The 25455-nt window shown below is 38.5% G+C and carries 28 protein-coding genes; 17 read left to right on the forward strand and 11 right to left on the reverse strand.

Annotated features, from left to right (window positions below):
* Positions 1–3 precede the first annotated feature (3 nt).
* Both ACXAE4_RS13370 and ACXAE4_RS13375 read left to right on the forward strand, forming a co-directional pair.
* Positions 4–801 (forward strand): ABC transporter ATP-binding protein, encoded by a 798-nt coding sequence (locus tag ACXAE4_RS13370; protein ID WP_047750653.1) that lies wholly within the window; start codon positions 4–6, stop codon positions 799–801.
* A gap of 9 nt (positions 802–810) precedes the next feature.
* Positions 811–1581: an ABC transporter ATP-binding protein gene (locus tag ACXAE4_RS13375; RefSeq protein WP_033579363.1), complete on the forward strand. Its 771-nt coding sequence runs from the start codon at positions 811–813 to the stop codon at positions 1579–1581.
* Positions 1582–1645: 64 nt separating this feature from the next.
* Here ACXAE4_RS13375 and ACXAE4_RS13380 read toward each other — a convergent pair whose 3' ends face one another.
* On the reverse strand, positions 1646–1942 hold the full coding sequence (locus ACXAE4_RS13380) for a hypothetical protein (protein WP_028412920.1): 297 nt from the start codon (positions 1940–1942) through the stop codon (positions 1646–1648).
* Positions 1943–2631: 689 nt separating this feature from the next.
* Entirely contained in the window at positions 2632–3951 is a 1320-nt protein-coding gene (locus tag ACXAE4_RS13385; RefSeq protein ID WP_228307261.1) for a DUF2254 domain-containing protein, read from the reverse strand.
* A 173-nt stretch (positions 3952–4124) separates the two neighbouring features.
* On the opposite strand from ACXAE4_RS13385, the gene ACXAE4_RS13390 reads away from it, so the two are divergent.
* The gene (locus ACXAE4_RS13390) at positions 4125–4571 is read left to right on the forward strand and encodes a DUF4385 domain-containing protein (RefSeq protein WP_028412923.1); all 447 of its coding nucleotides are present in this window, start codon (positions 4125–4127) and stop codon (positions 4569–4571) included.
* Here the strand turns inward: ACXAE4_RS13390 and ACXAE4_RS13395 are convergent, their stop codons facing one another.
* Positions 4572–5885, reverse strand: a complete 1314-nt coding sequence (locus ACXAE4_RS13395; RefSeq protein WP_028412924.1) for a hemolysin family protein — start codon at positions 5883–5885, stop codon at positions 4572–4574.
* Positions 5886–6154: 269 nt separating this feature from the next.
* On the opposite strand from ACXAE4_RS13395, the gene ACXAE4_RS13400 reads away from it, so the two are divergent.
* Positions 6155–8188, forward strand: a complete 2034-nt coding sequence (locus ACXAE4_RS13400) for a Na+/H+ antiporter (RefSeq protein WP_028412925.1) — start codon at positions 6155–6157, stop codon at positions 8186–8188.
* 47 nt (positions 8189–8235) lie between these two features.
* On the opposite strand, the gene ACXAE4_RS13405 is transcribed toward ACXAE4_RS13400, so the two are convergent.
* The gene (locus tag ACXAE4_RS13405; RefSeq protein WP_153254067.1) at positions 8236–8772 is read right to left on the reverse strand and encodes a histidine phosphatase family protein; all 537 of its coding nucleotides are present in this window, start codon (positions 8770–8772) and stop codon (positions 8236–8238) included.
* A 263-nt stretch (positions 8773–9035) separates the two neighbouring features.
* Between ACXAE4_RS13405 and ACXAE4_RS13410 the strand changes: the two genes are divergently transcribed.
* On the forward strand, positions 9036–9917 hold the full coding sequence (locus ACXAE4_RS13410) for a M23 family metallopeptidase (RefSeq protein WP_289577929.1): 882 nt from the start codon (positions 9036–9038) through the stop codon (positions 9915–9917).
* 29 nt (positions 9918–9946) lie between these two features.
* Here ACXAE4_RS13410 and ACXAE4_RS13415 read toward each other — a convergent pair whose 3' ends face one another.
* Positions 9947–10405 (reverse strand): hypothetical protein, encoded by a 459-nt coding sequence (locus ACXAE4_RS13415; RefSeq protein WP_028412928.1) that lies wholly within the window; start codon positions 10403–10405, stop codon positions 9947–9949.
* 211 nt (positions 10406–10616) lie between these two features.
* Between ACXAE4_RS13415 and ACXAE4_RS13420 the strand changes: the two genes are divergently transcribed.
* From ACXAE4_RS13420 to ACXAE4_RS13435, 4 genes are all read left to right on the forward strand, one after another.
* Entirely contained in the window at positions 10617–11249 is a 633-nt protein-coding gene (locus ACXAE4_RS13420; RefSeq protein ID WP_228307259.1) for a GntR family transcriptional regulator, read from the forward strand.
* 81 nt (positions 11250–11330) lie between these two features.
* On the forward strand, positions 11331–12362 hold the full coding sequence (locus ACXAE4_RS13425; protein WP_028412930.1) for a zinc-dependent alcohol dehydrogenase: 1032 nt from the start codon (positions 11331–11333) through the stop codon (positions 12360–12362).
* Positions 12359–13120, forward strand: a complete 762-nt coding sequence (locus ACXAE4_RS13430) for a glucose 1-dehydrogenase (RefSeq protein WP_013083640.1) — start codon at positions 12359–12361, stop codon at positions 13118–13120. Before ACXAE4_RS13425 ends, ACXAE4_RS13430 begins: the two co-directional genes overlap by 4 nt.
* 62 nt (positions 13121–13182) lie before the next feature.
* A complete protein-coding gene (locus tag ACXAE4_RS13435) occupies positions 13183–13542 on the forward strand; it encodes a hypothetical protein (protein ID WP_289577925.1) in 360 nt (119 codons plus the stop codon).
* 42 nt (positions 13543–13584) lie between these two features.
* Here ACXAE4_RS13435 and ACXAE4_RS13440 read toward each other — a convergent pair whose 3' ends face one another.
* Positions 13585–13815: a hypothetical protein gene (locus tag ACXAE4_RS13440; RefSeq protein WP_013057513.1), complete on the reverse strand. Its 231-nt coding sequence runs from the start codon at positions 13813–13815 to the stop codon at positions 13585–13587.
* 253 nt (positions 13816–14068) lie between these two features.
* Between ACXAE4_RS13440 and ACXAE4_RS13445 the strand changes: the two genes are divergently transcribed.
* On the forward strand, positions 14069–14581 hold the full coding sequence (locus ACXAE4_RS13445) for a P-loop NTPase family protein (RefSeq protein WP_028412932.1): 513 nt from the start codon (positions 14069–14071) through the stop codon (positions 14579–14581).
* Positions 14582–14658: 77 nt separating this feature from the next.
* Here the strand turns inward: ACXAE4_RS13445 and ACXAE4_RS13450 are convergent, their stop codons facing one another.
* Together ACXAE4_RS13450 and ACXAE4_RS13455 are read right to left on the reverse strand one after the other, a co-directional pair.
* Positions 14659–15330 carry a glyoxalase gene (locus ACXAE4_RS13450; protein ID WP_028412933.1) on the reverse strand — a complete coding sequence of 224 codons (672 nt, stop codon included), beginning with the start codon at positions 15328–15330 and terminating at the stop codon, positions 14659–14661.
* A 43-nt stretch (positions 15331–15373) separates the two neighbouring features.
* Positions 15374–15778: a hypothetical protein gene (locus tag ACXAE4_RS13455; protein ID WP_028412934.1), complete on the reverse strand. Its 405-nt coding sequence runs from the start codon at positions 15776–15778 to the stop codon at positions 15374–15376.
* A gap of 129 nt (positions 15779–15907) precedes the next feature.
* On the opposite strand from ACXAE4_RS13455, the gene ACXAE4_RS13460 reads away from it, so the two are divergent.
* The 3 genes from ACXAE4_RS13460 to ACXAE4_RS13470 all read left to right on the forward strand — a co-directional run bounded on the left by ACXAE4_RS13460 (position 15908) and on the right by ACXAE4_RS13470 (position 18409).
* Complete coding sequence (locus ACXAE4_RS13460) at positions 15908–17140, forward strand: MFS transporter (RefSeq protein WP_028412935.1); 1233 nt, start codon at positions 15908–15910, stop codon at positions 17138–17140.
* Positions 17137–17586, forward strand: a complete 450-nt coding sequence (locus ACXAE4_RS13465; RefSeq protein WP_034327686.1) for a GNAT family N-acetyltransferase — start codon at positions 17137–17139, stop codon at positions 17584–17586. The genes ACXAE4_RS13460 and ACXAE4_RS13465 overlap by 4 nt, the downstream gene beginning before the upstream one ends.
* Before the next feature lie 85 nt (positions 17587–17671).
* On the forward strand, positions 17672–18409 hold the full coding sequence (locus ACXAE4_RS13470) for a hypothetical protein (protein ID WP_028412936.1): 738 nt from the start codon (positions 17672–17674) through the stop codon (positions 18407–18409).
* 149 nt (positions 18410–18558) lie between these two features.
* On the opposite strand, the gene ACXAE4_RS13475 is transcribed toward ACXAE4_RS13470, so the two are convergent.
* Together ACXAE4_RS13475 and ACXAE4_RS13480 are read right to left on the reverse strand one after the other, a co-directional pair.
* The gene (locus tag ACXAE4_RS13475) at positions 18559–19470 is read right to left on the reverse strand and encodes a DMT family transporter (RefSeq protein WP_028412937.1); all 912 of its coding nucleotides are present in this window, start codon (positions 19468–19470) and stop codon (positions 18559–18561) included.
* Between the two features lie 167 nt (positions 19471–19637).
* Complete coding sequence (locus ACXAE4_RS13480; protein ID WP_013057506.1) at positions 19638–19784, reverse strand: hypothetical protein; 147 nt, start codon at positions 19782–19784, stop codon at positions 19638–19640.
* A gap of 218 nt (positions 19785–20002) precedes the next feature.
* On the opposite strand from ACXAE4_RS13480, the gene ACXAE4_RS13485 reads away from it, so the two are divergent.
* Positions 20003–20893, forward strand: coding sequence for a LysR family transcriptional regulator (locus ACXAE4_RS13485; protein WP_028412938.1), 891 nt, complete (start codon positions 20003–20005; stop codon positions 20891–20893).
* Positions 20894–20978: 85 nt separating this feature from the next.
* A complete protein-coding gene (locus ACXAE4_RS13490) occupies positions 20979–22151 on the forward strand; it encodes an iron-containing alcohol dehydrogenase (RefSeq protein ID WP_289577921.1) in 1173 nt (390 codons plus the stop codon).
* 36 nt (positions 22152–22187) lie between these two features.
* Here the strand turns inward: ACXAE4_RS13490 and ACXAE4_RS13495 are convergent, their stop codons facing one another.
* Positions 22188–22520 (reverse strand): hypothetical protein, encoded by a 333-nt coding sequence (locus ACXAE4_RS13495; RefSeq protein ID WP_028412940.1) that lies wholly within the window; start codon positions 22518–22520, stop codon positions 22188–22190.
* Positions 22521–22719: 199 nt separating this feature from the next.
* Between ACXAE4_RS13495 and ACXAE4_RS13500 the strand changes: the two genes are divergently transcribed.
* Both ACXAE4_RS13500 and ACXAE4_RS13505 read left to right on the forward strand, forming a co-directional pair.
* Positions 22720–23757: an EAL domain-containing protein gene (locus ACXAE4_RS13500; protein ID WP_289577920.1), complete on the forward strand. Its 1038-nt coding sequence runs from the start codon at positions 22720–22722 to the stop codon at positions 23755–23757.
* Positions 23758–23929: 172 nt separating this feature from the next.
* A complete protein-coding gene (locus tag ACXAE4_RS13505) occupies positions 23930–25174 on the forward strand; it encodes a YeeE/YedE family protein (RefSeq protein ID WP_033579343.1) in 1245 nt (414 codons plus the stop codon).
* Positions 25175–25455 lie beyond the last annotated feature (281 nt).

The raw sequence follows: 25455 nt of genomic DNA on the forward strand, positions 1-25455 counted from the left end.
GAGGTGATCGTCATCGTTTTAGAAGTAAAGCATTTAGCCATTTATAATAAAACAAAACAAATCATAAAAGACGTTTCTTTCACAATCGAACAAGGACAGTGGATGGCGCTCGTTGGAGAAAGCGGAAGCGGGAAAAGCATCACTGCTTCTTCGATAGGAGGACTGCTGCCTTCAGGTGTAACGCTTAAAGAAGGCTCTATCACCTTTAAACAGAAAGGAGAGGCTCCTATCCTTGGAAAAGATATTTCGTATATCTTTCAAGATTATCGAAGCGCTTTTACGCCTTTTTTAACAATTGGAAAGCAGTTTGATGAAACGGTTCGTACTCATAGTGAGCTGTCTAAAAAAGACAGGAAAGCCGCCATTTTTCAGGCTTTAAAAGCGGTGAATTTACCTAATGAACGCGTGTATAAAAGCTATGCTGCTCAGCTGAGCGGAGGACAGCTTCAGCGAGCAGCGATTGCTTTAGCGCTGGTGATGAAGCCTGCCTTGATTATCGCAGATGAACCAACTACGGCTTTAGATAGCGTGGCAGCAGCTGAAGTTCTTCAGCTGCTGTATAAGCTGAAAGAAGAAGCTGGCTGTGCCATTCTGTTTATTACTCATGATTTGCGTCATGTGCGGAAATATGCGGACCGGGGAGCCATTATGCTAGCAGGAGAAATCGTGGAAGAAAACAGTATCGAATCTCTGCTTCACACTCCGCGTCATTTTTACACAAAAAAACTGTTTAACGCCATTCCTTCTTTACGGAAAACGCCTGATCGATTGTTAGATACGCAGAAAAAAGTGTTGATATAGGAGTGAGATATGAAAGAAAAAAATATATTACGCGTCACGCAGCTTGTGAAACAGTATAAAGACGTTAAAGCGCTAAATAATGTTTCCCTGCATATCGATAAAGGGGAATGTGTAGGGATTGTCGGAGAAAGTGGAAGCGGAAAAAGTACGCTTGTAAAAAGCGTGCTAAGGTTAACAGAGACTCAGCAGGGAGAAGTATGGTTTGCAGAGAAACCTCTTCACCGGTTAAAAGGGAAAAAACTGCAGCAAGCTCGTCTAGGCATGCAAGTGGTATTTCAAAACCCCGCGGCTTCTTTTAATCCAAAAGTAAAAATCATCGATTCTTTGCTCGAGCCTTTGCGGCAGCAGCGAACCGTTCCTTCATTTTTATCTCATGTGAGCAGAAATGAAAAAGAAATCGCTTTTTATTTGTTAGAAAAAGTCGGAATTAACGCAGAATATGCGTTGAATTATCCCCATGAACTCAGCGGAGGACAGCTTCAGCGTGTAGCGATTGCGCGTGCCATTAGCGTAGGTCCGTCTCTGGTACTGTTAGACGAACCAACAGCGAGCCTTGATGTTACGGTACAAGCAAAGATTTTAAATTTATTAAAAGATTTGCAGGAGACTTTTCAGCTGTCTTATCTTTTTATTTCGCATGATTTAGCAGCAGTAAAATTTATGAGCAGTCGCATGATGGTTATGCAGCAAGGCGAGGTTATCGATCAATTTGACCGTGCACAGCTATTTGATAAAAACAGGCATCCCTATACAAAAAAGCTTGTGCGTTTATTTGAATAGAAAATAAAGCTCTTCGTTTAATATACTAAACGAGAGCTTTTTTATAAATGAGAATGAGACAAAGTCAGGGACGCGGCGGTGGAGTATGCATATGGATAAAGTGATAGCCTGCTTGGCAGAGCATGATAAAACTAATGGTGAGTACAACAAGAGGAATTAGCTTGTTTTTTCCTCGTTCTTCATATAGTCCGGCTGCGCTTAAAAGAAAGCCAATAGTAGCTAAAGGAGGAGAGGCGCGAAAGAATAAATCTGCAGCTGTAAACCCTTGGTTTGTATATTTATAATAAAAAAATAGACCTGTAATTAATAAAAATAGTCCAATCCAAAACAGCGTAAGTTTTCCAAAAAGGGTTTTAGGCACTGTGTTTTCACTCCTTTTGTCAGTCAAGTACCATAAAATACTAGCATAAAACGTTTTGGTTTGCATTAGAGAAAAAGAACTTGAATGATACAATATGTATAGAAGAACAGGTTTGAAGTAGGAGGAGATGAAGTATTCAAAGCGCTTCATGTAAAAAAATACATATCGTTGGATCCGTTGGAAGTGGAAAAACGACTCTAGCCCGTTTGTTATCCCATAGATTAGAAGTTCCTCACTACGAACTTGATAATATTATGTGGGAACGAACACATGAAGGAGATAAAAGAAGAAGTGAAGCGGATAGAAAAAAGTGTTTACATCATATTGCAGCTTCACAAGGATGGATCATAGAAGGTGTACACTATACGTGGGTGAATGAAAGCTTTAATGAAGCTGACCTTATTATTTTTCTCGATACCCATTACCTAAGAAGAATATGGTTTATTATCAAAAGGTATGTTCTGCAAAAAGCTAAAATCGAAAAAGCGAATTATGCACCCACGTTTTCTATTTTCATTAAAATGTTTCAGTGGAATTCAGCTTTCAAAAAGCAAAGTAAACCTGAAATTTTGCATATCCTTTGTACGTCATATAACGATAAACTTATAATAGTGAAAAAGAGAGAAGAGATAGAGCACTTTATATCGTAAGAAAACGCCGCTCAGTTGATGAGCGGCTTTTTTTGGTTTTTATTCTATCAACATAGACCCGCATTTTTTTTCACAAGCTTTTGCAAGGTTTTTGAGAAGCTGATTAAGAAACTCTTTGTCCATTTTAAGCCACTCTTCCTTTTGCAGTCCTTCTACGATATAGGAAGAAAAAACCCACACGTCGTTTTTGATGGCAGAGCGATTTGTTTCAGCGATTACAGTTAATGCCTTAATGACAGCAGACATCACGGAAACATCTTCTTTTCCATAATGGCGAATTTGATAGAACGCTTTGTACAAATAATCCGTAAAAGAAGGTTTTTCTAGCAGCACTCGAATACGTCCTTCTTCATCGCAATAATAAGGAGAGGAAGAATAGCTTTGTCCGAGTTTGATAAACACTTGCGTGAGCTGTTCAATGCAGTTAATAGCTGTTTCAGGGTCATTAATAGCTGGTGAAATAGCTCTTAATGCAATTTCACTTAGTTTTTGAATACCTAATTTTACGTCTTGGATCGATTCTTGGTCATTTGTAATAAACAAGCAATGAAGAAATTTTTCACGTTCTAACGATTGATTGTGAGTGATTACAGTTAATAACGGTGTGTCTGCTTCTACATACTCTCCGGGTGCTTTTTCGAGTTTAACAATGACATTTAATTTAGATGCTAGTGCTGTTAAATGGTTGAGTTCTATATATTGAATATATCCTTGTCTATTACTTTTAATTTGCAGTGTGTTTTCACTATCAAAATCAACCTGTATTTCATTCTTTGATTCGGGGTGCTTTTGTTGTTCTAGCCGTCTCTCTTCAATGGTAAGCATCGTTTTTTTTGCAATGTTTGAAATTAAATTTCCGACTTTAATCCAGTTGATGACGTGGTGAATCAAAAACACAAACATCCCTAAGCAAATGAATGCTACCACGATGGCTAATGAAGGAACAATAAAAGTATTGCTGACTTGGTTGCTGCGAACTTGAATGAGCAGTACAAGCACGTATACGTATCCACCGATAAAAGTGCCAAGCACGCGCTGAGTTTTGGCATCTGTATTAAAGTTCTGAATCGTTCTAGGAGAAAACTGACCTACAAACGTAGTCAGTACCACTAACACAGAAGAAAACGTAATTGTCGTCATCGTTAATAAGGAATTTGATACTGAACTTAAAATAGTATGAGCAAGCTCTTTATCCGTTAGAAACACGGAAGGAACTAACTTTAACCACTGTTTGTGAGCTGTCAAATATCGATCTAAAAATGTACTAATAGTGGCTAAAACAAAAGCAACAATTCCGTATATAGAAGGAGTAATCCAAAAATTAGCTTTTATTCGATTTTGCTGTAGCTTTATTGACATAGCGAACTCTCCCGTATCATGATTTAATAAGTTCGGACTTCTTTTAGTATGAAGAAAAAAGTTAACCATACTTATCCACCTATTATTACCCTCACCTGCATGTGAAAAACTTCTTTAAGAAAAGTTTTATCATTCATTTGTAAAGGGTAGAGATCAAAAAGGAGGGAAGAACCGTGGCATTTGATTATTCACTTGACTTTGAACATATCGATTTTAGAAAGCATCCTGAAAAGTATAGAGTAGGAAAAGGAGAACAAGGAGTTCTCCTTGTTGAGCCATACAAAAGTGAAATTCTTCCTCACTGGCGTTTTCGTACACCTGACATTGCTGAGGAATCCGCCGCCGCCATCTATCAGCTTTTTTTAACCTACAAAGAAAAAAGCGATTTTGTTGGAATGGACATGGCCCGGAAATTTCTCCAAATGGGATACACGCGATCGAGGCGCTACGCGAACTACAAAGGCGGAAAGAAATACAACAAAGACGGCGAGCGTAACGAACGGCAAATTGATGAACAAAAAGCAGAATCGGCATCTATTTTTATGGAAAAATGGAAAGAGGTACGAGAGAATAAAGAGTACTTGAAAATGAAAAAAGAGCATCAAAAAAAGTACGGATAATCAGCTGGGATCCGTACTTTTTTCCTTTGTTATTTCGATTCGTTTAATATGGTGATGTTCAATATCAATGACTTTAAATGAAAAACCTTCGTTTTTGATGCTATCACCTTTAGCAAGATCAAACTTTTCGGTCAGCATCCAGCCGCCAATGGTATCAACGTCTTCTTGTTCAATAGTTGTTCCGAGTAAATCATTTACTTCTTCAATCAACACCTTCGCATCTAGTACGTAGTGATTTTCATTAATTTTGTGTACGTCCGGTATTTCATCATCATCAAATTCATCACGAATTTCACCAACAATTTCTTCTAAAATGTCTTCTACCGTTACAAGCCCGGTTGTTCCTCCATACTCGTCTATTAAGATGGCCATGTGAATTCTGTCCCTTTGAATTTTAAGCAATAAGTCGTAAATGGCGATGGAATCAATGACTTGAATGATGGGTTTCATATACGTTTGCACGGGACGTGGTTTGATATCATCTTCTTTTATGTAATCCGCTAATATTTCTTTAATATTAACTAATCCCACCACTTGATCTTTGTTTCCATCTATAACTACTGGATAGCGAGTATATTGCTCTACTCTAGCCATTTTTAAGAATTCTTCTATCGTTTCATCTGCTGATACGCTAACAATTTCTGTACGAGGCACCATGATTTCTTTAGCCGTACGATTATCAAATTCAAAGATATTATTCATGAACTTAAATTCCGATTGATTAATTTCACCGCTCTGATAGCTTTCAGATAAAATAATTCTAAGTTCTTCTTCACTATGAGCTACTTCATTTTCAGAAGCTGGCTTCAGGCCGAATAATCCGACAACGCCTCTTGCTGAGTGGTTTAAAAGCCAAATAAACGGATAAAGTAACTTAGAAAAAAGAATAAGAGGACGGGAAAATAACAGCGTCACTTGTTCGGCTTTTTGAATCGCCACCGTTTTGGGCGCAAGTTCTCCAGCTACCACATTTAAAAATGTGACAATCGAAAAAGCAAGAACAAAAGATATGACATGCGAAAGTGATGTAGCAAAAGGCAGCATGTCAATAAGCGGCTCTAATAAATGACCTACAGTAGGTTCACCTATCCAGCCTAGACCCAATGCGGTAACCGTAATGCCCAGCTGTGTGGCTGAAAGATAACCATCTAAATTTGATACTACTTTTTTTGCTGCTAAAGCGTTCCGGTTTCCTTCTTCAATTAACTGATCGATTCTAGTCGACCGTACCCTAATGACGGCAAATTCCGTTGCAACAAAAAAGGCTGTTAATATGATTAATACGATGAATAAGATGACATTTACTGTTTCCAAATTTATCTCCTTACCCCGTTGAAACGGATAAGGGAACACCTCCTTTATAAAAGTTTGATGAGCTGATTTATATGGTAAATAAAGAATATCATGTATACTGTTCCCTTAATCTCCGTAGAAATAAACTTATCGAAAAGAAAGAACACTTTTTAATAACCCGCAACATTTTTTGGCAGAAAAAGCGTAAACTAAACATTATAAAATGAACGAAAAGAGACAACGTGATACCTTTAAAGAGATGTAAATAGAAGTAGGAGTCGATTGTTTTTATGGAATTTTTTCTGACGATATTAGTCTTATTGGCTTTGATTGGTCTATCTAATATCATTAATCATTTTGTGCCATTTATTCCTGTTCCGTTAGTTCAAATAGCTTTGGGAGCAGGGCTTGCTATATTGCCATTTGGCGGAGATGTCCATTTGGAACCTGAATTATTTTTTATTTTATTTATTGCCCCGCTATTATTTAATGATGGGAAAAACGTGTCAAGAGCTGCTCTTTGGAAGCTTCGTACACCTATTTTATTACTAGCGCTGGGACTGGTTTTTGTAACGGTGGCAGTAGGGGGATATCTAATCAATTGGCTTATCCCTTCCATTCCGTTACCGGCGGCATTTGCACTAGCCGCTATTTTGTCCCCAACAGATGTAGTAGCAGTTGGAGCTATGGCGAGCCGAGTAAAGCTGCCTAAGCGAATTATGCATTTGCTTGAAGGGGAAGGACTGATGAATGATGCCTCTGGTCTTGTAGCGTTTCAAGTAGCGGTAGCTGCTACCGTAACGGGCGTTTTTTCAATCGTAGATGCTACATTTCAGTTCCTTTGGGTAGCGCTGGGCGGTTTGTTTGTAGGAGCATTTATCGCTTTTCTGATTATCAGACTGCGTGTACTTGTTCGACGTTTAGGAATGGAAGATATTACGATTCATATGTTAATACAAATTCTAACTCCATTTGTTGTCTTCTACATTGCTGAACACTTTCATCTATCGGGAATCTTGGCAGTTGTAGCAGGCGGCATTGTGCATGCGATTGAGCGCGACCGAGAGGAATCACCTAACCAGCAGCTTAAAGTGGTATCAAAAAGTACTTGGACGGTGATTTTATATTTGTTAAATGGCTTGGTTTTTGTGCTGCTTGGTCTGCAAATACCAAAAGTGGCGAAAGCAATTATTCAAGATCCAAACTTTAATAATGGACAAGTGCTTCTTTATATTTTGATTATTACTGTCTTTTTGCTTGTACTACGATTTATTTGGGTGATGGTATCATGGTCAGTAGGCTGGTATTACAAAAACAACAAGCATCTAAAACCTGAGCCTCGGTCTATTGGTATTATTACGGTTTCAGGTGTACGAGGAGCTGTTACGTTAGCCGGAGCGTTTTCGATTCCTTATACGCTTGATAACGGCAGTGATTTCCCGGAACGCTCTCTGATTATTTTTCTAGCAGCAGGCGTTATATTGTTAACCTTAGTTGCGGCAAGCATTCTTTTACCTGTTATTGCGAAAACAGAAAAGGCGCCGAAGAAGCCTGAGCGCAATACAAAAGAGGTTAAAGCACGCATTAAAGTGCACAAAGCTGCTATTCAGCGGTTAAAAAGAGAAATGACCGAGGAAAATCGTGGAGCAGCGCTTTCGTTAATTTCAACGTATAATACAACGATTAATAACATCATTGTTAAAACGCATCCTTTAGAAGCCTCTGAAAACAAACAGTATGAAGAAGAAATTCGATTGCTGGCTCTTCAGGCCAAGGGGAAATTGGTGGAAAAGCTATTAAAAGAGGAAAAAATAGACCGTGAGACAGCGTATATTTGTTTGGAACATACGCACAAGCTTGAAATGGCTGTAACCAATCGTGTAAGGTACAAATTATTGGTGAGCTGGATGAGGTTTAAAAAAGTTTTGCTATTACTAGTCCGAATTTTTTCACCGAATAAGCAGGCTTTAAGAAAACAAAGCCTGCGCAGAAGAAGTAAAGTGAACAAAGTACGTATTCAAATGATTGAAGAAGCGATAAAGGTCATTAAAGAAAACATGAACGAAGAAAATCGAATGATTTCACTTGCTATCATTAGTGAATACCATAGATCCATGGCAAGACTTAGAAAAGAGAGTACGGAGTATAATTCAGGCAAACGTAAAAAAGCAACGAGAGATTTATGTTATAAAGCGTTTCATACCGAGCGGGAAACGGTGCAAGAACTTTATGAAAAAGGAGAAATCACGCGTGAAATCGCTCATAATATCCGAAAAGATATCGCTTTGCGTGAAGCATTAACAATTGAAGAAAATGGTTATTAAAAAGTCGCAGAGAGTAGTCTCTGCGACTTTTTCTAGTAAGCTTCATTCTATTGCTTTTCAAAAAGATAAAGCTTTCCGTTAACAGCAATATCAAACCGAGGCCCTTTAAAGCCGCGTTTTATAAGTTCTTTACGCATAAACTTCATAATGCCTCCGTGGCTGACAATCAGCAAATCATCTTCTGACTCGGAAATAGCGCGATCTAGCACTGCTGCTACTTTTCTCTTAGTCTCAGCCATATCTTTACGAGCTTGTTTGTTGATGAGTCCGGACATGCGAAACAGTAATGCCCAGAGAATAAAAGGAAGTTTGAATTTTACTGGAATAATAGGCATAGGTATTTCTCTAAGTTCCGGAAGGAGAGTGATCTCTTGTTTATAAATATGCTTTGCCGTTTTGTGTGCTCGCGGCATATCGCTTGAAAAACAGCGTTTCCATTCAATATTATTTAAATCAGTCTCCCCATACGTAATATCTGATTCATCATATTCCTGAAACCAAGCCACTAGTTCATCGGTGGATAAACGGTGGTTTTCTGGAAGCCCTTTGTTTACTTTGTAATGACGTACTAATGCTACTTTCATTGTGAAATCTCCTTAAAATTTAAGCGCCAAAAATACTTACTCGGCGCAGCTTGATTTTTTTATTTAACGTTATTTTCATCATGCTGCACCCCCTTTCAAATATTTGTAAAATAAGTATAAAATGGATTGAGAAAATTGTAAATACGGCATAGAAGAAGATTTTTAGATAGAATAATTGGGAAATGAAACCTTTTTATAAGATAAAACGTATTACTTATAGATAATTCAAACAAATTGAAATACATATAAAAGGGTGGATTACAATGATGGAGACAGAGAGAAAAGTAAATATCAGAGAAAAGTTTGGAACTTTATTTGCACAAGGGGATTTTCAGAAGCTTTATGATTGTGTAAGCGAAGAATTTAAACGTCAAGTTTCGCTTCAGCAATTTTTGGAGCAGAGCAAATTGTTTAATCAAGGAGAACAGTTCTACAGACTAGAAACAAATCTTTATTTAACCCCTCAAATTGAGCAGTTTATTTGGATAAATTCTACGCAGAGAAAAGCCATCAGCGTTATGTTTGATGAACATAATATTATACAAGCACTTGTGCTTGCTCCTATAGAATCATTTTCAGAGAGAGAGAGATGGAGTACAAACAAATATACGATGCCGATTCAAAGTGAATGGTTTGTCTATTGGGGTGGAAAGCATGAGGTGTTGAACTATCACCATCCAGTCGAAAGCCAAAGGTATGCATATGATTTAGTCGTGCGAAAAGGAAAGCAAAGCTATAAAAATGATGGAATGAAAAACGAAGATTACTATGCTTATGGAAAAAAGGTTGTAGCTCCGCTTGAAGGAGTCGTTATCGCAGCAGCTGATGGCCAAGAAGATAATGAAATTGGACACACGAATAAAAAAAATCCTTTAGGAAATCACGTTATCATTGAACATGAAGGGAAAGAATACAGTGTGCTTGCACATTTGAAGAAAGGGTCGGTTTCTGTGAAAAAAGGAGACGTGGTTCGTAAAGGAACGCTGCTCGGAAGGTGTGGAAATTCCGGGAATTCATCCGAACCTCACATTCATTTTCACGTCATGGATGCCGCTGACATCGAAACGTCAAAAAGTTTGCGAATTCAGTTTCATGCGGCTATTGAAGCGATTCGCGGAGATACAGTTATTCCATTTTTCTATTGATAAAAAGCCATAGCGTTTGCTGTGGCTTTTTATGCAGGGATTTCCTCAAATATAAAGTCAAGAAGCCGCTGAAACAAGTAAAGGATAATGGCTACGGTAGTCATGACAAGGAAAAGTCCAAAATGACTAATTTCATACAGATTATAAAGCCCAATTTTAGCGAGAAAAGGAACTATAACATAACCATGAATCAAATCCAAAATAATGTTAACCATTATGTACAAGATAAACCCGGGATACGTAAGGTAAAAGACAAAGATCGTAATCACAATATGAAGGCAATAAATCGTTGCTCCCATGCTAGTAAGAAAAAATACGTTTTCTTGAACCGTCCACCAGTGCATTTTTTCCGCTACTTGATAGGCGATTGTCATCATTAATGCAGCAAACAACCCTACAGTAAAAAATCGTTTAACCCGCTGTTTATCAAGCAGCAGCAGTAAAAACCATGGAATAACAAGAATTCCCCATAATATAATTTGATTCATCCATCTTCCCACCTTTTATTTATCAGTAGTTCTTAGTGTAAGAAAGAATTGTAAAAATATACATTTTTCAAAGAAAACGTTTACAGTCAGGTTTCTTATCTATATAATAAATCTTGAATACTTGTATACAAGTTGGTTAAGGAAGTGATGACACATTAAAAAGGTAACCTACCCGGAAAGATGGCTTCGCGGAGCCTCGCTGGGAGAACAAGTGGTAAGCAAATTAAGAATTCAAATTATGAGCGGCGAGCTGAAGAAAGGAACCATACTATCAGAAAATCAGCTCTCGGCAGAGTTTGGAATGAGTCGATCTCCTATAAGAGAAGCGCTGCGGATCCTTTCAAACGAAGGGCTCATTGATTTACAGCGAATGGGAGCAGTTGTTATTGGTTTAACAACTAGGGATTTAAACGAGCTGTACGATGTTCGTCTGCTTTTAGAACACTTTGTCTTAGAACGTTTATCTGAAGTCAACCATGATTCGCTTATTAAAAAGCTGGAGCAAAGCATTGATCAAATGAAGATGGCAGCTAAATACGATGACTATGTAGAGTTTGCTTATCAAGATTTGCGGTTTCATGAGCTCGTGATTATCGAAGCAGACCACAAGCGGATATTAAAATTGTGGGAAAGCATCCGTGAAATTATTTTAGCTGCTCTTTTAATTACGACTGAAAAAAGGTTTCGAGATGATAAAGCAGCTGTGCTCCCACTGATTAAGCAGCATCATGAAATGATTAAGGCATTAAAGTCTCAAAATACAGAACGCATTCAAGATGAAGTGAAACGTCACTTTGAAGACACGCGAAATACCATAACAGCTTCACTTTTGAATGAAGCATAAAAAAGGGATAAAATATTCGAAATATTTTTGAATATTTTTTCTCTTCAACTTGTCGACAAGTGTACAAAGGGGGATGGAGAAATGAAAGCAGGTGTCTACGTTTCAGAAACAAAAGCCGTTATGCAGCAAAAAGCGAAACCGGTTATAAAAGAAGGAGAAGCGCTTGTAAAGGTGTCTCATGCTGGAATTTGCGGAACGGATATGATGATTTATTTTGGAAAACATCCTAGAGCACAGGCGCCACTCACTATGGGACATGAATTCAGCGGAGTGATAGAGGAGATCCGAGGAGAAACGGAATTTTCTTTAGGTGACCGCGTAGCAGTTGAGCCTACGCTTAGCTGCGGAACGTGCGAAGCCTGTGTAAAAGGACAGTTTCACGTTTGTAAAAAGTTAAAACTAATCGGCATTGATCAAGATGGAGGCTTTGCGCAGTACGTGGCTGTTCCGGTGAACCGCCTTCACCTCTTGCCAGAGAAACTGTCTAGCGAGCATGCCGCTCTTGCAGAACCTGTAGCGGTTGCCGTACATACAGTAAGACGCTCGCGGTTGAAAGTAGGAGACCAAGCTGCCATTTTAGGGGCAGGACCTATTGGACTGCTAATCGGGATGATTGCGAAACGAGCAGGAGCAAAAAAAGTAATGATCTCAGATATTAGTTCTTATCGCTTAACTAAAGCGAAAGAACTTGGCTTTATACCAATTGATGCAGCGAAAAGAGACGTAGTAAAAGAAGTGCGTTTGCTTACGAATGAAGTCGGTGCAGACGTTGTATTTGAAGTAGCCGGAAATCAAATTACAGCAAAACAAATGGTTGAAACAAGCCGTATTCAAGGAGAGATTGTAGTGGTGAGCGTATACAAAAGCGCTCCAGAAGTAGATTTAGCAGCGATGCACTTTAAAGAAATTTCATTAACTACAACGAGATGTTATACAAGGGAAGATTTTCAGACGGCTATTGATTTACTGGCAAACGGTGAAATAGAAGCAGATTCTTTAATTTCTCATAAACTGCAGCTTGAAGATATTCAAGCGGGGTTTGAGTTTATGCAGCGGCCTGATGAATCACTTAAGGTTTTATTTGCACCAAACGGAGAGGAGAATGAACAATGACAGTAGATTTGTTTTCTTTAGATGGTAAAGTGGCAGCGATTACAGGAGCAACAAGAGGAATTGGAAGATCAATGGCGATTGCTTTGGCAGAAGCAGGTTCGGATATCGCTCTGCTGCAGAGATCAAAGGAATTTCTTGGAGTAAAAGAAGAAATTGAACGTCTGGGAAGAAAATGTTTTATTGTTAATTGTGATCTAGAAAACGCTTCTGAAGTAAGCGAAGCGATCTCATCGGTTGTTGCTTATTTTGGCAAGCTCGATATTTTAGTGAACAACGCGGGCATTCAAAGACGTTCACCCGCTGTAGACTTTGCAGAAGAAGATTGGGACGCTGTTATGAACGTTAATTTAAAAACCGTATGGCTGTTATGTCAGCAGGCGGGCCGCCAAATGCTTAAACAAGGAAGCGGAAAAATCATTAATATGGCATCTTTGCTTTCTTACCAAGGAGGTATTACCGTTCCAGCTTATGCCGCAGCAAAAGGCGGAGTTGCTCAGCTTACAAAGGCTTTATCTAATGAATGGGCAGCAAAAGGCGTAAATGTTAATGGAATTGTACCAGGGTACATTGCTACTGATATGAATGAAGCACTTATTAACGATGAAACGCGCAGCAGACAAATTATTGAACGTATTCCCGCAGGCAGATGGGGACAGGCAGATGATTTTAAAGGAGCAGTTGTCTTTTTAGCATCTGATGCGTCTGCTTATATTCACGGACACTTGCTTGCCGTAGACGGAGGATGGCTAGGAAGATAACGCATGAACCAATAAATTTTTTCATATCATGAACAAACTCGATTAAAAGGAGCATTCATGGTATGAAAGTGTGGATATTGAATGTTGGTATTGCTGTCACAGTGCTGACAACTGCTTGGGCGGTGTATACAAAGCCTGAAGAGAAAGAGGTTTCGCTAGTTTCTTACAATCAGTTCTCCATAGCTGTCCCAAAAGAAAGCACCGACTTTGAAAAAGAGTTAAAATCAGCTTTGACGCAGCATGGTTTTCAAGAAGTTAGGGTGCTGAATGACTATGCGGAAGCTCAAGTTCTGGTTCTTCTGCCGGCCGAACAACTTTCTTCCTATAAGAAGAAGGACATTCAGCAAGTCGTAAATCAACTTACCAAGCAGTATAACGTTAATCCTGATGTAGTTCAGATTCAGTTATATGAAAAAAAGTAAAAGCCTTTTAGAAAGGGGAATCCCCTCTATAAAAGGCTTTTTTTACTCTTTTTTCTTCTCTTGTTCAGCGAGCTCTTCTTGTCTTTTAAAATGTGATTTTCCTAACGCATACACAAAACTAAAAAACAAAGGAAGTAAAATAGTCAACAGCACAAGGCGAGTAAGCATATCGCCCAAGTCATTTCTCGTTAAGTAAATATTAATAGCTGCGATGACAATATAAATAAAAATCCCGAGGTTTCGTAAAAATCTCTTTAGCATAGATGCATTCATTTTTTTCACCTTACTTTTATATACTCACATTTAAGGTAAAGGAAACGATTAATAAAAGCAACCTATTTACTACAAAGCAAGAAGGAATACAGAAATTTATGATGAATGTTTATATGTTATCTGAAAATTATGTGAATAAAATTGCTAACATGAAGCTTCTTTATACAGCAGTCTGCTTTTAGTACACCGAGTCAGTATAAACAGTTGCCTTCTCTTCAATTAGCTTTATTTTCTAAAAAGGTAAGGTGATGAGATGAAAAGAGTGCTGGTAATGGGCGTTTCTCCAGGAGTAGGAAAGTCCACATTTGCCAAGAAATTAGGGAAAAAGCTTGATCTAGAAGTACATCATTTAGACAGCCTGTATTGGCAGCCGGGCTGGACGGAAAGAGACAATGATAGTTTTAGAGAATTGCAGGAGCACATTGTAAAAAAAGACAGCTGGATTATCGACGGGAACTACAGCAATTCGTATGACCTGCGAGTGAAGCGTGCAGATACCATTATTTATTTAGAGCTTCCGCTAATCGTTTGTGTGTACCGAGTGATAAAGCGGAGGATTGTATATGCAAGAAAAACGCGTGAAGATATGGCAAAAGGATGTCCTGAAAAAGTAGATTGGTCATTTTTTACATTTATTCTTACGACGTACAGAGAGCGGCAAAAAAAGATGAGAAAACGGTTTGAAAAGCTTAGAAACGATGAGGATTGCAAGGTTTTTATGCTGATGAACAGAAAGGACATCGAGAACTATATACAAAACCTATAGGTGGAGTAGAGCTGAATTTTGAACAAAAACAGCCACGTAACAAGTTCGCTTGTTACATGGCTTTATTGAAAAAACAATCATTCTTGCGTAATCTTCAGCATTCCTTTTTTATCTAACGCAACTGCTAGAGAATGATTAACCTTCACCATTAATGGATGAACTTCAGAGTCTCGGTCCGAAAAAAACCACCGTCTTTTAGGCGCCCCTACAAGAAAAAACGCACTGTCGCTTCCTAAAAAGTTAAAGTTCTCGTTTAATGGCCTGTTGTTGCGCACGGTGATACCCGAGTTAATAAGCTGTGTCCCTACAGAGCGGACATGAGGCGTTGTCAAGTTGATTTCTCCTATGCTTAAAAGCGACTTAGAAGAAAAGGGATCGTTGGATGGCTGGCAGTCTGAATGTCTTGAAATGTATTCAACAATATTATGAGCAGGATCTTCAAAATAAAACGAATGAGCATCAAATGCTTCAAAATAAATCTCATCTTTCTTCTCTTCTGTATTGAGGAAGACTCTTTGAGTAGCCCATTGTTTCGCTTCCATAAAGCGGTTTGCTGGAACATTAAATGCAAAATGGTAAAAGGGCTTTGTATGTAGAGCACTTTCTTTAAAAATGAGCTCACTTTCACCAACTTTAATGGAAAAAGAACGCGGTGAAGCGGCAGTTAATGGGAAATTGAGGGAATTTACATAAAAAGCCTTCATTTCGTCCAGTAGATGAGTGTACAGGACAGCTTGATTAATCATCATAAACCATTCCTCCTCGTTTAAACGTTGTCTAAATCACATGGCATTAAACAGATGTTTCATTATCATCCCTTTGAACGCTGCTTTTCCAGTGAAGCTGAAAAGATCCTTTATGCTCAGAGCCTATAAAGTTAATACGATATCTTCTCGTTCTTTCGGGTGTTAGATAAAGAGAGTTATTAGTCATCTCAAAGAAACGTGTACGTCTTGGATCTTCTACATATAGAGAAAGGTCTCCACTTTTAGTGTTTTTAGATAGCCTGAAAACGTAGGTTACGCCTTTTTTGAGTTTAATGCTCCGAGAGTAGCGGCCTGTAAAGCTGTCATATTCTCCAAAGAAAACCTCACTTCGCTCTTTTTTTATTCTCCCGCCTACAATTTGATTTTCCTGGCCGTTAAAGTTAATAAGTAAAAAAGCAATAAGAACAATAAGAAAACTATATTTAAACATAAAAACCTCCATCTACTAAATTATAGATAGTTTTGGATTTCGTCAAATAGTGTTATAGTTTAAAAAAGGGAAAAATTAACAAAAAATATTATCCCTTTGTATGTTACGTCTAACGGAAAGGAGAAAAAATTGACTCAGCGTTTTTATTTTTTAGCAGCAAGTCAAGTAACCACAAATTTAGGTTTTGTTCTTTATACAATGGCCCTGACTTCCTATATAAATCAAAACACCGGTTCAACAGCTCTTGCATCAATGATTACGATGACGAGCTTACTTGCTCGCCTCCTTAGTGGTCTTAGCGTACCTTTACTAGCCGATACATATAAATCTATTCATATTATGCGGGCTGTACAGGTTATGCAAATAGGAATGCTCGCTGGATTGTATATGCTACTCACACAAGAATTTACAGTCACAGTACTAGCGATGTGTTTTGTCATTGTTGGGATCATTTCTTTTTTTAACGGTTTTTTTACTATTTTTAAAACGTCGGTTGTCCGTAGCTTAGTAAGTGATAGTCAAAGAATGCAGGCCAATAGTTTGCTTTCAACAATTGACCAAACCTTTCTATTTGCAGGGTGGTCCCTTGGTGGTTTCGTTTTGTCTTTAACAGGATTCACTTATTCTTTATGTATAACGGCAGGTCTTTTATTGTTCTCGTTTGTTTGCTTGCTGTTTATAAAAGAAGCTCATAGATACAAGCAGCCAGAAAAGCGAAGCGTGGCAAAGCTAATGGAAGGATGGCGCTTTTTATGGGTACATAAACGCATCAGAGCACTCGTTATAATGGACATAACTGAATCACTCGTTGGAACCATTTGGATTGGGGCTATTACTCTTTCTTTTGTGAAAGAAGTGCTTGGAAAAGGAGAAGTATGGTGGGGATATATAAACGGTGCGTATTATTTTGGAAGCATAGTCGGAGGAATTATTGTGTACCGAATGTCTTCTATGGTAAAAGGAAGGCTTTTGCTTCTTATGTTCGCGGGCTCAATTGGTTATGCTGTTTTAACCGGTTTTTACGGCTTAGTAACGAACCCGTATTTAGCTTTAGCACTTTTGGTAATGATGGGTCCTGCCTATCAGCTTCGAGACGCAGCGCAGGAAACCATTTATCAAAATGCCTGCAGCAGTTCGGTATTTCCTAAAGTAATAGCGGCAAAATCAACTCTTGTACAGGGTGCGTTTATTCTTTCTATCGCGTTTGTAGGGACAGTAGCGGACTTCTTTGGGGTGAGGTTTGTATATCTATTTTCAAGCTTCATATTGCTGTTAACGGCTCTAACAGGTATCGCCGTATTAGTGCATAATAAGCATTCTATCGAAACAAAATCATCTGCTGAACGGAGAGGGAATATATGAAAATCATCAGGCTAACGTATCTTATGGAGCAGGATATAAAAGAACTGCTAATGGAAAGTCAGCAGGAAGGTTTTGTCTTTCTTACAAAGCTAATAGCAGAATATAAAAATGCTCAAAACGTATTTAACAAAACAGGAGAAAGGCTGTGGGGAGTTTACGGTGAACAAAACGAATTAATAGCCGTAGCGGCCCTTAATCAAGACCCTTACAGTAAGTGTGCTAACGTTGGAAGAGTAAGAAGATTTTATGTTTCAGCTCAGTTTCGCAGAAAGGGTATAGGTAAACGACTTTTAAAAGAAATTATTCACTATGCAGAGAACTACTACGACAGCCTCGTTCTTTATACAGATACTGAGGAAGCGAAGTTATTTTATGAACGAACCGGTTTTAAACGCGTATATAATCAATATAAAATTACTCATGAATACAGTTTAAAAAGAGTCTAGCTGCTTTTTATACAGGTTTGGATATAAAACGAAAATATTGTCATTCGCTTAAATTAACAAATAAACGAAAGGAATGATTTGACGAATGAAAAAACGAACCGAGCGTGTTTATTTTCATGCTGCTATATTTATGCTGGTGGGAACGTTAGTAGGGTGTGCTGGAAACAAGGACGAAAAATCCATAGAAGAAACCACAAGTGAAATGAATATAAATTCCTCAGTAAAAGAAGCTACAGGCAAAACGGATGGAAGCCCCTCAACAAAAGAAGCTGCGAGTAAAACAGATGAAAGTTCCTCAAGCAGTGAGTCGAAGCAATCAGACAAAGCTGATAAAAATGACGCCTCTTCAGAAAAAGCTGTTGATGAAAATTCCGATAGCATTTCGTCTGGAAATAGTAATTCAAAGGTTAGTAAGAAGGAAGACAAAAAAACACTATCTAATTATTCGAGCAAACAAATTGAATATGCTCGAATTTGGTTACAGCTAGGACCAAATCAAGAGATAGATGAGCTAAATGTTCGCCACATTTCAGCCGGAGAATTAGTCAATATTTATGACGATACTAGTGCTAGCTATCCAAAAGACGTTGTTACATTAGAGGGTTCTCGTTCTGTTGATGGTTCAGTGACTTATAGTAGTAACGGAAATGGTACAATTAACGTGTACAACGTTCCTTCACATTGGTCCAGTTCTGCTCAGGTAGATAAGGGTTTTATGAAAAATTACACAGAGGATATTATTCAAAATACAAAGCTGGTTCACGTTGACCCAGGTGAGGATAAAAAAATCATAGAATTAATTAATATAATGAAGGTTCATTAATGAAACTAACAATCGTTTTATTCAATTAGATCAGTAAAATTTCATACGACTAACGCTCAGGTTTTTCCTGAGCGTTAGTCGTTGTCATCTATAGTGTGGATTTACTAGTAAAATAGCTTTTAGCAATTTCTCCGCATCCGTTACTCTTGTTAGTTTGCTTTTTTAAGTTTGAGAGCTGTTTTAGGAGCAGGGCTTTTTTTAACAATATACAAACCGCTAAAAATAATAAGTCCTCCAAGCAGCTGCATGGAATTGATGGTTTCTCCAATGGCTACAGCAGCAAAAACAACGGCAAATAAAGGAATAACATACATGTAAACCATTACTTTTGTAGATCCAATTTTTCCAATTCCTACATACCACATTACTAGTCCGTACACCGTCACGAACAAAACAGAGTATGCCAAAGAGCTCCAGCTGCCTACATCTGTTGGCCAGATAAGCGTTTGATAGGTGAAAAGACAGTAGACAGTAAGAGGAATAGCTCCGATCAAAGCAGACCAGGCAGTCACGCGCAAAGCAGAATATTTTACGACTAAAGGTTTTGCTAAAATTGGATACCAGCCCCACGCAACGGCCGCTACAATCCCCATGATATTTCCGAACCATGCAAGCTGCGACAGCGCATGACTAGAGTGACCAAACAGCAGTACAAACGCAGCACCGAAAAAAGCAAGCACAGAGCCTAGCTGTGTTTTTAACGAAAAAGCTTCATGCTTATATAAGATAGCTAAGATTCCTGTGAAAATAGGAGACATCGAAATAAGTAAAGAAGCATTTGTAGCTGTCGTATATTTAACAGATACCATAAACAGCGTTTGATAGAGTGTAACGCCTACTATGCTGACCGCTATTAAACGTCCCCAGTCTTTCTTTTCGATCCGAATGCCTCGCTCTACTATTCCTGTAATAAGTAAAAGAATAGGAGCAACCATTATAAAACGCAGCGCGCTAAATTGGATAGAAGACATATGAGCAACTCCAAATTTTCCGATTGTATAATTGGCTCCCCAAATTAACGCAACGGATAATAATATCCATTCCAGCCAGCCTTTTTTCATGTCATCACCTCGTGTAAGTATAAAAAGTAAATAAGTGCGGATATCCTTAGTTACAAAGTATACAGGAAGAAATTATGTAAAAGGCCAGCCAATTCAGGTATTTTTATCTCATCCACTTGTTTATAATACAAACAAAAACGCAGCTGCAATGGCTGCGTTCATGACTGTTATCCACATTGTTCTATCTCATCTAATCGCACAAGTTCGACTTTAAAAGCATGATCAATCGGTCGAATTTCACAGTACCCTGAATCATATACGTGAATCAGTACAAAGCGTTTTCCTTTATATAGCACTTCTTTGTAGGCTGTCACGAGATACACCCTTTCTTTTCATAAGTTTGTTTTTCATTCTATGAACAAAAAACGACGTAATTGCCTAATATAAAAAGAATTTTTAAGGTTGATAAAATTGCTTGGCAAAACAAGTTCGCTTATACTGTACTGTGATTCTATTTACGTATAGGTTCTGATTAAGAACAGCTTTAGCATATGGATAACGAAACAAAACAGTAGTACATAAGGAGCAGTACATGGATATTAACTATTTATATACATTTAAAGAAGTAGCGAAGTGGGGGAGCTATACACGAACGGGCGAGGAATTAGGGTATGCTCAGTCAAGCGTTACCACTCATATAAAAAAATTAGAAGATCATTACGGTCAAAAACTATTTGAACGAACAGGACAAAAAATGAAGCTGACTCAGCCTGGTGAAGAATTGCTTTATTATGTGAATCAAGTAACCGAGTTATTAAATGAAGCAAAAGAGCGCCTTACTACGAATGAAGATGCTAGAGGAACAGTTTCAATAGGAACCGTGGAGTCGCTGGCCGCTTATTTTATTACACCGTATATTCGTGAATTAAAAAAGCAGCACCCTTCTCTAAAGATTATGCTAGAAGCGGGTTTATGTCCAAATTTAACACAAGGGATTATTGACGGAAAGTATGACGTAGCCGTTTTGCTTGATCGCCTTCAAACCTCTTCAAGTTTAGAAGTGATTCCTATTCGAAAAGAAAACATGGTTATGATTGCTTCGCCTTCGCATTTTTTTAGTGAAAAAAACAACGTTGTAATGGAAGAGTTTGAAGGTGAAACCATCATTTTAACCGAGAGTGGCTGCCCTTATCGTACGCTTTTAGAAGAGATGATGCGCAGCAGGGGTATTCATATGCAATCGGTGATTTCATTTAGCAGTCTTGAAGCAATTAAACAGTGCGTAGCGGATAATTTAGGTATTGCTCTTGTGCCAGAAATAGCGGTAAAACAAGAGATTGAAAATGGAAAACTGATTAAAATCCCGTTTGACCATGAAGAATTTTATCTTTATTCACAGCTCATATTCAAAAAGAAAAAATGGCTGACGGCACCCATTCAACACTTGATTTCACTTGTACAAGAAGGTTATCAAAAATATTGATAATAGATATAGAGAATCTTCAATAATGATGAAGCTGCTTTCGTGATACACTTTTTACAAGAAAAGAAAACTAGAGGTGTAGAACATGAATATATTTTTGCAGCACAATCCTACCAAATTATACTTTGGAAAAAATCAAATTACGAAGCTATCGCAAGAGCTTGCTTCTTACACTAAACAAGTAAACGTTCTGTTAGTATACGGAGGAGGAAGCATCAAACAAAATGGCGTATACGACGAAGTGAAAGCTGAACTTCAGTCTATTAACGCAGTTGTTCACGAGCTGTCTGGTGTAGAACCGAACCCTCGTTTGACTACGGTAGCTAAAGGCGTTGACATATGTAAAAAAGAAAACATTGATTTTCTCTTAGCCGTTGGGGGAGGAAGTGTGATTGATTGTACAAAAGCTATCGCAGCTGGAGCCGTGTACGAAGGGAATACATGGAACTTAATTACACGCAAAGTAGAGATTACAGGTGCTCTTCCTTTTGGAACGGTCTTAACACTTGCGGCAACAGGATCTGAAATGAATTCAACTTCTGTTATTACAAATTGGGAAACAAAAGAAAAGCTAGGTTGGACGTCTTCTCATGTATTTCCCGTCTTTTCTATCTTAGATCCGGCGTACACGTTTTCAGTGCCGCGCGACCAAACAGTCTATGGAATTGTTGATAGTATGTCGCATGCGCTTGAACACTATTTTCACCGCACAGAAAATACGCCGATGATCGACGGTTTTATTGAATCATTGCTAAGAACAGCTGTACAAGAAGGTCCTAAGCTTCTTACAAATCTGACTTCTTATCAGTATCGTGAAACGATGATGTATATAAGCACGACGGCGTTTAACGGAAGCTTAGCAAACGGAACGGACGGGGGAGACTGGGCTACTCATCGTATTGAACATGCTTTGTCGGCCGTGTATGATATTCCCCACGGAGGCGGCCTTGCTATCTTGTTCCCTAATTGGCTGGAGCATGTGCTAAAAGAAGATCCTTCTCGTGTAAAACAACTGGCTGTAAACGTATTTGGCATCAACCCAGAAGGAAAAAGCGATGAAGAAACAGCAATGGAAGGTGCAAAAGCGCTTCGCACTTTCTGGAATGACTTAGGAGCCCCGAACAGCTTGCGTGACTATGATATTGATGACTCTGAATTTGATGCGATTGTTGAAAAGACCTTTGTAAAACCAGGTGTTGGTACTTATAAAGAGCTTGATTATGCAAGCGTTCGAGATATTCTAGAAAGATCCAAATAAAAAGACGAGCTGCCTGCTCGTCTTTTTTATATGTACTTAATAATCCATTAGAAAATAAAGAAAGAGAAAAAAGCACAGCAAGATGCAGCCTGCTCCTACCGTTATTTCGGAAAAACCTTGAATAAACGTATTTTTGGAAATGCCTCCTTCATTTTGTAGCTGAAATACGCGTTTTCTTTTGCGCTCATGAACGATTACCAACGAACCAAAAGCAACCGATAATAATGTAAAGAGCGGCACCACAATTAAAAACAGTTTAATAGAATACGCCCAGTACGATATATAGAGCGTATAATACATTGCTCCAGTACTTAAGGCAAAGAGTAGTAAAGAAAATAAAAACCACTTCGTAAAACGGTTTTTGCTCATGTATAGTTCACTTCCTTTTATCAAGTGCGTCTTATGATGTAGACAATAAAACACGTCTATCATTTTACCAAAACTTTTTGGTACATTCTATTTTAGCGGAAAAATAGGGTTTGCAAGTTTCTTAAAAGTGGTATAGTTCCTAAGAACTATCCGTGTATACATACAAAAAACTGATGATAAATGAGGGAGAAGATGAGCTATGGGGTGCGACGCGTGTCTGCCAATTAGGACAGGATATACGGTTTCTTTTCAGCAATCAAGGGATGTGAAGAAATTGGAAAAATACTTTAAAGATATTTCTCAAAACCAATGGAAGACTCTTGGAGAAGATATGATCTGGATGAGGGAAGATATCTTTTGGAGTTTTATGGATTATGTTCATCAGCATCTAGACCCTCGGCATGTGTGGGCTGTAGAAGCCAAGCAGCAGAGCCCGTTTGAAAACCTGCGGCGTATGGAGCCAATCACCGCTTTCCAAAAAATGAAAGATGCCTTGTGGATTGATGAGCTGATTGAAGACAAGCGAATTTGCTCGTATTATCAGCCGATTGTATCGGTTAATCATGAACGCGTGCATATCGTTGGCCACGAAATTTTATCAAGAGGATTAGAAGAAGACGGAAGTATTATACCTCCTTTTAAAATGTTTGAAGCTGCTCAAATAAGAAATAAAACCTTCGCTCTTGACCGAGCCTGCCGCTTAGAAGCTGTAAAAAATGCTAGTATTATTGATCATCAGCTGATTTTTATTAACTTTATTCCTACAGCAATATATAATCCTGAGCATTGCTTAGCATCTACATTTACATTAATTAAAGAATTGAATATAAAGCCCGAGCAAATTGTGTTTGAAGTGATTGAAACGGAGGATGTTCAAGATATTGAGCATTTGAAAAACATTTTGAATTATTATCGCTCCCACGGATTTAAATATGCGCTAGATGACGTAGGAGTTGGCTATAATACGCTGAATCGGCTTTTAGAAGTGGAGCCTGACGTCGTGAAATTGGCATTTGAATTCACAAACGGAGTCAGTAAGAATGAGAAACAGAAAAAAGTGGCCCAAGAGATGTTAGCTATCACCCATAAAATGGGGGCACAGGCTCTTGCAGAAGGGGTAGAAACAGAAGAAGATTTAAAATGCCTGATAGAGATGGGGTATGATTTGTTTCAAGGGTATTATTTTGCAAAGCCTAATCCTAAACCGTTAAAAGAGATTCATTCTATTTACGTTTAGCAGCCAAAAGCAGAAGAACAGAAACTTCTGCTTTTTGTATGAATGAAAGTAAGAATACTCAAAAAATAAACAATTCACTTTCATTTTGCTAAATAGTTTACAGAGAAAGGGAAGTGCTATAAGATGATAAATATTAATTCTTAGTATTTCTATCAGAAAAGGAGTGGATGATTTGGCACAAACGTTGCACTCATCATATAAATCAAAGCCAACTACTGTTGTAACAGAATTAAGCCCTATGCAAAAGCCGTTATTTGCAGGAGGGGTTATAGCAGCGGTTATTTTACTTCTAGCGATTGTGCTAACGACTGATTGGACGCAAGGTGTGTTATTTATTATCGGTCTAGCACTAGGAATGACGCTTCTGTACGCACGTTTTGGCTTTACATCAGCATTTCGCCGACTCGTATCTGTCGGCAACGTTCAAGGCTTGCAAGCGCATATGCTTATGCTAGCGATTGCGTCAACGCTGTTTGCTATTATTTTAAGTACAGGCTTTAGCTTTACAGGGGTAACGCCAAAAGGATATGTTTCACCTGTAGGAGTCAGCGTGATAGTTGGTTCGTTTATGTTTGGAATTGGCATGCAGCTAGGAAATGGATGTGCCTCAGGAACGCTGTATTCGTTAGGCGGTGGCTCTTCTTCCATGATTTTAACGCTTTTAGCCTTTATTGTAGGCTCTATGTTCGGGGCGTATCATTTGCCATTTTGGCAAAAACAACCTTCGCTTCCTCCTATTTCATTAGCTGAATCGACAGGCCTTGGTTATTTTGGTGCTTGGATTGTACAGCTTATCGCGTTTGCAGCGATTTACTGGATTACGATTCAAATTGCCAAAAAGAAAAATCCGCCTATGATGAAGCAGCTTCCTACGACAAAAGGGTGGAAAAAGATCATTCGCGGCTCTTGGCCTCTATTCACTGCAGCGATTGTGCTGGCTGTATTAAATGCATTAACGCTGGCTGTAAGAGGAAATCCTTGGGGTATTACTTCTGCTTTTGCTTTATGGGGCGGAAAAGCAATGATGGCAGCTGGAATAGATGTATCAAGCTGGGGATTTTTCCAAGGTGCAAATGGAGAAGCGCTAACGCAAAGTGTGCTAGCAGACTCTACCAGCGTATTGAATTTTGGGATCATACTAGGCGCTTTCATTTCAGCGACGGCGCAAGGAACGTTCAAACCAGGAAAGATTAAACCTGGCGTTGCAGGAGCAGCTGTTGTGGGAGGCCTTTTAATGGGATATGGTGCGCGTCTTGCCTTTGGCTGTAACATTGGCGCTTACTTTGGCGGCATTGCTTCATTTAGTCTTCATGGATGGGTATGGATGGTTATGGCAATGCTTGGCACAGGCTTAGCACTATTTATCCGCCCGTTATTTGGACTCAAAAATCCTAAATCTAATGATTCGATTTGTTAAGTTTAAATAAAACCTTCTTTGCATGAGCAAAGGAGGTTTTTATTTTAGGTGCCGTTTGGAATCGCTCTGCTATTTTGTGGATCACTTGAAGTTTAGTACAGCTCATCAGTTTTATCCGCAGCGTTTGCGCTACTTTTCTCTTAGCCAAATCCTCTTGTTCTAACCCAAAAAGAATATAAAAAATTCCTTTTTTTATAAAAATTTCACTTATTTTGCCGATAAAACAGGAGAATTGTATGTATTTGGCGAAATAAGCAGTAAACACCAAGTCCAGACACAGT

It is taken from the genome of Priestia sp. ABM2_011 (genome assembly GCF_056158845.1).